We start from the raw sequence: 7419 nt of genomic DNA, 5'->3' as shown, positions 1-7419 counted from the left end.
GCGGCGGTGGCGGTGGCGGCGCCTGTGAGGCCGAGTCCGGCGAGGGCTGCCGTGCCGATGACGGCGACGAGCATTCGTCGAATGCGCATGTGGTTCCCCTTTCACGCATTGCCTCGGTTGGGACACTAGTCAGCCTGATCTTCACCCATGTGGGTGGCACGTCGTGTTGGGCCATTCGGGTGACGGCGCCGCCGGGCGCGGGGCCGTTGACGCGACTCGTCGGACAGGCCCTGGCGGGCGGCGCTGCGCGCGGCCACCTCGCGGTCCCGTCCTTGGGAGATCGCCGGTCCACGGGCGGCAAAGGGATGAACCGAACAAGTTCAGTCAAGGACTCACGGGGAGGAGTCCGGGCTGCCTGCGAAGTGGCGGCCCGGCCCGGGCTACCGCCCGCGCCCGGCCCATGGCGTCCTCCCGGCCGCTGTACCTGCGTGCGTGGATGCGCCGGCTTGAGGAGACCGGGCGTGCGCCCTCCTGCCGGCGGTTCCTCTTCGCCGACGTGTCGGCGGTCTTCACGACCGCCCTTCCACGGCCCCAGGACGGCCCGGGAGGGCGCTCGTGTGTTGAGGGACATCTGGCCGTGTAAGCCTGGTGGTCAGGGTCGTCGAGGGTGCGCAGATCAAGCCGGGAAGCGGCACGCGCGGAGCTTGACGGCAAGCGACTCGGGCCTGCTGGGGGTTGGGCACCGATCCCTGATGTAGATCCTGAAGACAATGTGTCGTTGGCCCAGGCGATCAGAGGAAGGGCGAGTAGGTGCGCCATCTCACCCCAGCATTCGCGCTCGGAGCGCTGCGTCGAGGCAAGCAGATCGAACAGTTCCTCGGCGCCGTGGAGCGAGACGGCCGGCATGGCGTCCGCTGGATCGCGCTCAGCCCTGGCCGTGAGGGCATCGGCGTCTACTTGGAAGAGGTTGAAGACGTCCCTTCCGATGGCTTGCGTGACATCGCCGATCTTTCACCCCTTGACCCGGACGACGAGGCGTGGGGAAAGAAGATCACAACGGTGACGAGTCCGGAGGATGCCATCCGCTTGGCTGAGCAGGAGTTCGGCGCCATCGCTGACCGGTGGGTCAATCTCGGTTTCATCAGCGACGAGTACTACGACTACGTGACCTCCGGCCGTCCGGATCGCACGGGCTGATGACACGCGCCTTGCAAGTTCGAGCACGGCAATCCGTTGCCTGTCGAAGGTATGCGCAGGGCGGCGGGCTGACCGACGCCGAGAGGACCACGCGGGAGCGGTTACGGCTCCAGGCCGTGGAGCGTTTCGAGGGCGGGCAGAAGAACGCGGAGATTGCCGCTGCCCTGCGGATCAGCTTGCGGTCGGTCGAGCGGTGGCGCCGGGCCTGGCGCGAGGGCGGCGAGGCGGGAGTCCTGTCGAAGGGGTCGCCGGGAAGACCTCGACTCAGTGAAGCCCAGATCGCCAGGCTGGAGCAGGAGTTGGAGCGTGGTCCACTGGCTCACGGCTGGGCGGACCAGCGGTGGACGCTGGCACGGATCAAGACGCTGATCGGCCGGCTCTTCCACGTCTCCTACAGGGTCGAGGGCACCTGGCGGCTGCTGAAGCGCCACGGCTGGAGCTGGCAGCAGCCCACTCGACGGGCGATCGAGCGCGATGACGAGGCGGTCGAGGTGTGGAAGAAGGAGACCTGGCCGCGGGTAAGAGCACCGCGGCGGAGCGCAGCGCCTGGGTCGTCTTCGAGGACGAGGCCGGGCAGTCGATGACTCCGCCGCGCGCCAGGACCTGGGGCCGGATCGGCCAGACCCCGGTCGTGAGGGTGAGGGGCCGGGGCTCGGGTCGCGTGTCGATGGCGGGGATGGCCTGCTACAAGCCGGGCCAGCGGTCCCGGCTGATCTACGCGATCCGCGAGTATCGGGGCCGCAAGGACGAGCCGAAGGGCTTTGGCTGGCGCGACTTCCGCGACCTGATCGTCCGCGCTCGCATCCAGCTCGGCGGACCGATCGTGCTGGTCTGGGACAACGTCCGCCTGCACCTGACGGTCGGCATGCGCGAGTTCATCGACGCGAACGCCGAGTGGCTCACCGTGTTCCAGCTGCCCACCTATGCCCCGGACCTCAACCCGACCGAGGGCGTCTGGTCGCTGGTCAAGCGGGACATCGGCAACCTCGCCGCGGCCGACCTCGGCCAGATCACCCGCACCGTGAAGCGCAAAGTGAAGATGCTGCAGTACCGACCGGAGGCCATCGACGGCTGCCTCGCCGGCACCGACCTGGCCCTGGACCTGTGAGCGTGGGGTCGACCGACCCAAAGTTGGTCGAAGCCCAAAGCTGGTGGTCAGCTACGGTGGCGGCATGACTGACAGCCTGCCCGAGGACGTAGCCGACGTGCTTGACCTCGTCCTGAGCCCGGACGAGCCCGTTCACGTCGCCCTCCGACGACAGGTGCCCCAACTCAGGGTGCAATCCCGCTGTAAGTGCGGGTGCGGCACTGCCTACTTCGAACTCGACGCCGACGCGGTGGAGCCCGCTCCAACGGGCCTCGGCACCGTCGTGGCTGTCGACGTACAGCTGTTCACCGGAACCGGCGAGTGCCCTGGCGAGGTCCTGGTCTTCGCGCAAGGCGGCTACCTCTCATGGCTGGAGGTCTGCTCTTGGAGCGATGACGTCGAGGTGAATCTCGCCGCGGCGCGGCGCTGGCTACAGCCATCGTCCTGAACCCGAGCCGGTAACAGCCGGCGGTCTCGGACCCTGACGCCGTCACCACGAGTCGACCGACATCACGAGTTCAAGTTCAGTAGCGGGCTGACAGGGCTTCTTCGCCGTCGGGGTACGCAAGATCGATTCTTGTGATGTCCCGGAAGGAGAAGGCCACTCGGACCAGGCCCGCCGCCTGTGCAATCTTGTCGGGTAGGTCGGTGATCAAGATGGGGAGTGCGGGCGACTCCACTCGCGTGTAGTGGTCGTCGCACTCTTCGTCCCATTCGAAGCGATACGGCGCGGGTCCGGTGGGTCTGGCCTCGGCGAACCAGCCCGGGTAGTTCGCCCGAGCGGCCTTCGTCGCACTGTCGATCACCTGTACCTGGCTGTTGGCTGCCCATGGCACCTGCCCGAAGGCGGAGTAGATGAGGGCGACCTCGCCGGATGGGTCCACGGCCCACCAGTGGAAGGTCAAGCCCCAGCGGGGATGCACGAACGGATTAGGCGAAGCCATAGTGATCACATTATCGCCTCACCGCTCCACCTGAGCTTGGGAATCACCGCTCGTTGGTGCGCACGTGTAGTTGCGACCTGGGCAGATGGCCCACTGCTGCCCATGTAAGAGGGGCATGCGATGCCCGGCGTTGACCGTGGTTCGCCGCTCGATCTGGCACGCATCTGGCAAGGCAGCAGTCAGACGAGACGCCAAGACCGGCACCACGGAGTCCAGTGGGCCGACGGGTCTCTCTTCGTGTCCGCCAGCGCGCTTGATGACTACTTACTGGTCCTGGACGACGTGCACATGGTCGCCGGGAGCGAGCATCAGGGGAGGTCCAGCTCGTAGATCGCATCTGGATCGGCCGCGGTGTGAAAACCACGACGGCAGCCCAAGCGGGTGCCCGTGTCTTTATTGCTCGTCACTTTCGGCGATTGTGATTTGCCACCGCCATTTGAATACCTGCTCAACTATTCCATGTCGGACTCAACCGCAGTCGCTGAGAAGTCCCTCGATGAAGGTCTTACGAGATCGACGTCGAGATCCGGATGCGGGCATTTGGCTCAACTTGCCGACAGCTGCGGACATCCACTCGGGGTCGCCGAGACGACTTGCCATTTTCCGTTCGACGACCTGTCTCAAGAACTCGTCTACCAGCTTGATGTGATGGCGAGAATACTTTCGCGAGTGGTGATCGAAATTGGCGGTCCAGTCTATGTACGGGTGTCGCAACGTCGCGCCAACCCTGGACCCGCCGTTGCCCCCGTTTGGAAGTCCCGCCAGATCAGTTATGATCTTGGTCGCTCGCTCGAGGCCCTTTGAGCTTGCAAATTTTCCAGGCTGGGTCTGCAAACCGAAGTCCATAAGCCGCGACCAAGCGATGATCTGCTTCTCGATGCCATCAGACCAAAGGGCGATCCCTTCCGGCATGAACTTCAGATGCTCCCCTGCCGAATCCCCGATGACCCAATGGGCTCCGGCGAGTTCCAGCGGTCCCAATTCTCTATGCATGATCTCCGCAAACTGCCTCACGGCAGCCGTGGCGGCCATGTGACCATTGATTTTATTTTGCTCAACTCGATGCATGCGGGATGCTACCCCGGCGGCCGTCCATGGCCTCGTCCCTCGGAAGCTCATGGACGCGTCAGCCACTGCAGCACGGGCCCTAGAGCACCAGTTTGGAAGACTGAGGCTGCGGACCGGGCCTCACCTGGGCGGACGCTGACTTGCGGCAACGCGGCCTCGTCACCGCTGTTCCCCGTGGCTACCCGTGAGACGCTGCCCCTTCTGGCACGGCCACTGTCGGGTGGCTACGACCCGAATTTCGTCCATTGCCCTTCGGAGACCAGCTCGACGGAGCCGTCGACGACCTGGATGGCCGTCTGTTCGTCGATGGCGTAGGCCGGGATGCCGATGTCGGCGGCCCAGTGCTCCGCGTCGGCCAGGGTGTTCGTCGGGAAGGCGTCCAGGTGCGGGAAGATCGAGAAGTCGACGACTCCCAGAGTGCGGTCGTCCGGCGCGGACTGCCACTCGACGAAGTACGCTCCGATCCGGGGCGTCATCACCATGCTTCCGGCACTCACTCCCACCCAGACCGTGTCGGGCAGCGAAGGCAGCAGATCGGCCAGCCCGGACTCCCGCATCCAGTGGCACAGGTACGTCGCGTCGCCGCCGTCGACCAGGAGCACGTCGGCCTCCCGGACCCAGGGGACCCATCGCTCCGCGCCGATGGTGGGCAGTGCGGTGAGCTCGAGGACGCCGAGCGACGCCCAGCCGAGGCCGGTCAGGTGCTGCCACCGGGGCTCGGCGGCTACGAGGCCCCGCACCGATGCCGGACCGCACATCGGGTGACCCCATTGTGCTGTCGGGATGCAGAGGGCGTGGCACTCGGCGACCGGCTTGCCGAGAAGCTTTACGAGCGCCGTGTGGATGCTCGGGTTCGTGACGCCGCCTGACGTAAGCAGGAGCTTCAAGGTGCCTCCAAATTCGCGTGCAGAAGGTGGATGTACCTGAAGACCCGAGACCGTGCTGGAACTCATCGCAGTTCGGGCGACCTCTTCAGAGGTCCTTCAGGTCGCCGGGGCTCTCGGCTCATCCTCCGGCTGCGATCGACGTTCATTGGACCGCGGCAAGGCGCTTGCCGTCGTGACTACGGACATGGGGGCCGGCACTGCCCAGGGCGTCCAGGAGCCGAACCGCGAAGACCTCGGACATGCGCGCCGAGACCTCCTCGGGCGTGAGCCAATCGACGGCTGTGGACTCGGCGGAGGTGCCTTCGGTGCCGGGGGAGGGCAGCAAGGTGCTGAGCGAGTGGCTCGGTCACCATGATCCGAGCTTCATCCTTCGCACGTACGCCCACCTGATGCCGAACAGCGAGGCGCGCACCCGGGCCGTGAACCGGCGGCGCCGGCCTTGGCCGACGTGACGAGCGCCCTCCCGGGGGAGGGCGCTCGTCACGTCGGGGAGCCCTGCCCCGTGTGCGTCAGATCGCCTCGCCCTAGGCGACCTTGGCGCCGGTCTTCCCCATCCGCTCCTCGTCGCCGCGGTCAGCCCCCAGCGGGGACGAAAGAAAGCTCGACGTCTGCGTCGGCGCCCGGCACCGCGGCGCACTGCATCCGCTCGGACTGCTCGACATCCCGTGGCAGCGCTTCGACGGGTGACCGTTGCGTCCACGCGCCCGCGCGGCGCTCAGCCGGGTGGGAGGGCGAGCCGCAGGACGATCTCGCCGTCGTCGATCTCGCCGGTCGGCTCGAAGCCGAACTTGCGGTAGAAGGGCCAGGGTTCGCCGTCGCCGGGTTCGTAGCTGGTCAGCAGCTCGGTGGCGCCGTCCGCGCGGACCAGGTCGGCGATCTGGGTGAGCACCTCCCGGCCGATGCCGTGCCCCTGGTGGTGCTTGTCGATGAGGAGGCGCCAGATGAAGTGCCGTCCTTGGTAGGGGCCGGTCGGCGGTTTCCACGACAGCATCACGAAGCCGACCGGCTCGTCGCCGCGGTACACGGCGCGGTACCAGGGGTTGGTGTCCGGCATCTTCGCCGCCTGCTTCAGCGACAGGGACACCGACGCGACGAACTGCTTCTGCTTGTGCCGGACGCGCAGGGCGCGGACGGCCTCGCGGTTGTCGTCGGTGATCTCCCGGAGGTGCACGCCTGGGGACGTCATGCCACACCCTTTCCCTGTGCGTACGCGTAGCCGAGGGCGCCGGGTCGTACGTCCTCGCAGCGTATGCGGCCCGCGGCGTCCGGAGCGGGACTGGCGCGCCGGGCGCGGCGTGCGGACCCGGGCGGCGCATCCGGGGCCTGCGGCCTTCGACCGGCTGTTAGGGTCCGGCCTTGCCGGTTCCCGCCACCGTACGCAGGCGGCGGGGGATCCATGAGTGATCGGACCGCGAAGGACAGCGATGGTCGAATTGGTACGGACCCTGGTCGAGGCACTCGTGCAAGGGCTGCCGGGACTGAGGGCGATCCGCGAGGAGAAGCGGCGCCGCAAACTCGGCGCGGAGCTGTTCATCCTCTACGTGCGGCTCAACGAGGCGATGCTGGAGGCGGAAGGCATCGTCGGGAACCTGGAGGGCTACGCGGAGCGAATGGGCCGGCACCTCGAGCACGGTGACGACGCGTACGCGCTCCGCGCGGGGGACTGGGTCGCCCGGGGTGTGCAGCGGCAGATCGTGAACCTCGCGCGGATCTCCGGCCTGATGGGTGACCACGGTGTGGCGCTGCAGATCATCGACCCCGAGGCCTACAACCGGCTCCAGCCGCTGCTCAGCGGCAAGTTCAACGCCCTGCAGGTGCTCCTCGCCATCATGCGCTCCGGGGCCCTGCCGCTCGCCCCGACGCAGGAGGACCTCGCGAGGGCGATGGACGCCGGTCATCCCGGCAGCAGGGAGGGGCAGCGCCGGATGATGGCCAACCTGGAGGAGTTCGCGCCCCGGTGGCGTGACACCGCGCTCGCCACGTCGTCCCCATGGGGACCGTCGACGTACGAATCCGTCGTCCGGTACCTGCGGGAGCGCGAGCCGCGCGAGCAGCTGTCCGAGATCCGCGCAGCCCTGGAGTCGCTGCGGACCGCCCTCGAGAAGCACTTCACGATCTCCGACGTCCTGCTGGAGGTCGGGGACGCGCGCATGGGGTCGCGGAGCGGCAGCTTCGTGGAGTGACCCGCCCGGGCGGCGGACTAGGCCGTGTCGTCAAAGGAGCGCCGGCCGCCCGGAGGGCGGGCCCAGCGGCGTCTGGTGCGGTGCATCGCAAGGCGGAGAGTCGTCCTCGTAGT

9 protein-coding genes and 1 pseudogene are annotated in these 7419 nt (G+C 67.4%); 5 read left to right on the top strand and 5 right to left on the bottom strand.

The features are described from left to right. Window positions 1-750: 750 nt before the first annotated feature. The 3 genes from PV350_RS42465 to PV350_RS42455 all read left to right on the top strand — a co-directional run bounded on the left by PV350_RS42465 (window position 751) and on the right by PV350_RS42455 (window position 2672). Complete coding sequence (locus PV350_RS42465) at window positions 751-1137, top strand: hypothetical protein (RefSeq protein WP_500338730.1); 387 nt, start codon at window positions 751-753, stop codon at window positions 1135-1137. Further along, window positions 1137-2245 (top strand): IS630 family transposase gene (locus PV350_RS42460; protein ID WP_500338729.1). Its coding sequence is split into 2 segments (ribosomal slippage): window positions 1137-1638 and window positions 1638-2245, totalling 1110 coding nucleotides; the frame shifts between segments, so codons are not numbered across the junction. Before PV350_RS42465 ends, PV350_RS42460 begins: the two co-directional genes overlap by 1 nt. A gap of 64 nt (window positions 2246-2309) precedes the next feature. Next, window positions 2310-2672, top strand: a complete 363-nt coding sequence (locus PV350_RS42455) for a hypothetical protein (protein ID WP_500338728.1) — start codon at window positions 2310-2312, stop codon at window positions 2670-2672. Window positions 2673-2748: 76 nt separating this feature from the next. Here PV350_RS42455 and PV350_RS42450 read toward each other — a convergent pair whose 3' ends face one another. From PV350_RS42450 to PV350_RS42435, 4 genes and pseudogenes are all read right to left on the bottom strand, one after another. Then, entirely contained in the window at window positions 2749-3177 is a 429-nt protein-coding gene (locus PV350_RS42450) for a hypothetical protein (RefSeq protein ID WP_500338727.1), read from the bottom strand. Window positions 3178-3636: 459 nt separating this feature from the next. Further along, a complete protein-coding gene (locus PV350_RS42445) occupies window positions 3637-4236 on the bottom strand; it encodes a hypothetical protein (protein ID WP_500338725.1) in 600 nt (199 codons plus the stop codon). Window positions 4237-4460: 224 nt separating this feature from the next. Then, a complete protein-coding gene (locus tag PV350_RS42440) occupies window positions 4461-5123 on the bottom strand; it encodes a Type 1 glutamine amidotransferase-like domain-containing protein (protein WP_500338724.1) in 663 nt (220 codons plus the stop codon). 142 nt (window positions 5124-5265) lie between these two features. Next, window positions 5266-5442 (bottom strand): annotated as a pseudogene (locus PV350_RS42435) (NUDIX hydrolase); the annotation flags it as partial. On the opposite strand from PV350_RS42435, the gene PV350_RS42430 reads away from it, so the two are divergent. Beyond that, window positions 5363-5575: a hypothetical protein gene (locus PV350_RS42430; RefSeq protein WP_500338731.1), complete on the top strand. Its 213-nt coding sequence runs from the start codon at window positions 5363-5365 to the stop codon at window positions 5573-5575. The pseudogene PV350_RS42435 and the gene PV350_RS42430 overlap by 80 nt on opposite strands. Window positions 5576-5838: 263 nt before the next feature. Here the strand turns inward: PV350_RS42430 and PV350_RS42425 are convergent, their stop codons facing one another. After that, window positions 5839-6309 carry a GNAT family N-acetyltransferase gene (locus PV350_RS42425; protein WP_499511202.1) on the bottom strand — a complete coding sequence of 157 codons (471 nt, stop codon included), beginning with the start codon at window positions 6307-6309 and terminating at the stop codon, window positions 5839-5841. A gap of 238 nt (window positions 6310-6547) precedes the next feature. Between PV350_RS42425 and PV350_RS42420 the strand changes: the two genes are divergently transcribed. Next, window positions 6548-7306 (top strand): hypothetical protein, encoded by a 759-nt coding sequence (locus tag PV350_RS42420; protein WP_500338723.1) that lies wholly within the window; start codon window positions 6548-6550, stop codon window positions 7304-7306. Window positions 7307-7419: the final 113 nt, after the last annotated feature.

Origin of the sequence: Streptomyces sp. PA03-6a (genome assembly GCF_033792765.1) — a bacterium.
In the GTDB taxonomy this organism is placed as follows: domain Bacteria; phylum Actinomycetota; class Actinomycetes; order Streptomycetales; family Streptomycetaceae; genus Actinacidiphila.
The sequence above is the reverse complement of the archived record's forward strand: the minus strand, read 5'-3'. Positions and strand labels throughout refer to the sequence as shown.

What these genes read in the sequence shown, in the direction of transcription:
- PV350_RS42455 (WP_500338728.1), top strand. Translation starts at nt 2,310, where the DNA reads ATGACTGACAGCCTGCCCGAGGACGTAGCCGACGTGCTTGACCTCGTC.
- PV350_RS42420 (WP_500338723.1), top strand. Translation starts at nt 6,548, where the DNA reads ATGGTCGAATTGGTACGGACCCTGGTCGAGGCACTCGTGCAAGGGCTG.
- PV350_RS42430 (WP_500338731.1), top strand. Translation starts at nt 5,363, where the DNA reads ATGCGCGCCGAGACCTCCTCGGGCGTGAGCCAATCGACGGCTGTGGAC.
- PV350_RS42425 (WP_499511202.1), bottom strand. Translation starts at nt 6,309, where the DNA reads ATGACGTCCCCAGGCGTGCACCTCCGGGAGATCACCGACGACAACCGC.
- PV350_RS42445 (WP_500338725.1), bottom strand. Translation starts at nt 4,236, where the DNA reads ATGCATCGAGTTGAGCAAAATAAAATCAATGGTCACATGGCCGCCACG.